1 protein-coding gene is annotated in these 771 nt (G+C 52.8%); it reads left to right on the top strand.

Going from position 1 to position 771, the window contains the following annotated elements:
- Window positions 1-205 precede the first annotated feature (205 nt).
- Window positions 206-517, top strand: a complete 312-nt coding sequence (locus tag MCRY_RS22510; protein WP_008437393.1) for a hypothetical protein — start codon at window positions 206-208, stop codon at window positions 515-517.
- Window positions 518-771 lie beyond the last annotated feature (254 nt).

Raw genomic sequence — 771 nt, 5'->3', positions numbered from 1 at the left:
GAATTTGCTGTACGTGGCGGTGACGCGAGGGATGAAGATCCTAGCGTTGAACTCAATGGTGCTTTCTATCATGCAGCGCTATGTCGATGCTCGGACCTCTGCACTCCAACCTCAGAAATCACGCGCTTAGCAACAAACTATTTCAGATTGCTGGCACGCGCTTATTATTGAAACCCTGGTAGCTCTGCACATTGAGGACGTCGCCATGGGCCGTCAGAAATTTGAATACCACACTGAGTTCTCTCCCTTTCAGTACGTTGTCAGAACCAAAAAGCTCTTCATGTTCAAGTCCGAAGAGCCCACCACTGAACCCGACACCCAGGGTTTTCTGGAAGATTCTGAACGTCAAAACCGCCTTGCTCAATTAGGCAGCGAAGGCTGGGAGCTGGTCAGCGTGCAGCCCGTGGTCAAAGGAGAAGTCAAGGTTGGCAATCAAAACGCCCAAGGCTGGGCTTACGGATTCGCCTTGCCCATCGGGTATCTGCTGTTCTTCAAACGCCCTATCCACTGTGATTGATGGTGTCAGTACCGTCAGAAGAAATCCTTACAGTCCTGAATATGGTTTTCTTGCGGCGACCATAGCTTGATCACGGCAAGCTGACGGCATCAGGAATGACTAGAGCCCAGCCGTGATCCAGTACCCGCGTCTCACTGCACTCACTTGCCGACTTGCCTTGCCAGGCCTCATCGCACTTTTTGGATGCGGCCTGCCTGTCTCTCATGCGACCGCTGCTTCAGCCTCCGAACAGGCCAACCTGGACGTGATGATCC

This window comes from Marivita cryptomonadis, from assembly GCF_002115725.1.
Taxonomy (GTDB): Bacteria; Pseudomonadota; Alphaproteobacteria; order Rhodobacterales; family Rhodobacteraceae; genus Marivita; species Marivita cryptomonadis.
This window is presented reverse-complemented; position numbering and strand designations above follow the sequence as displayed.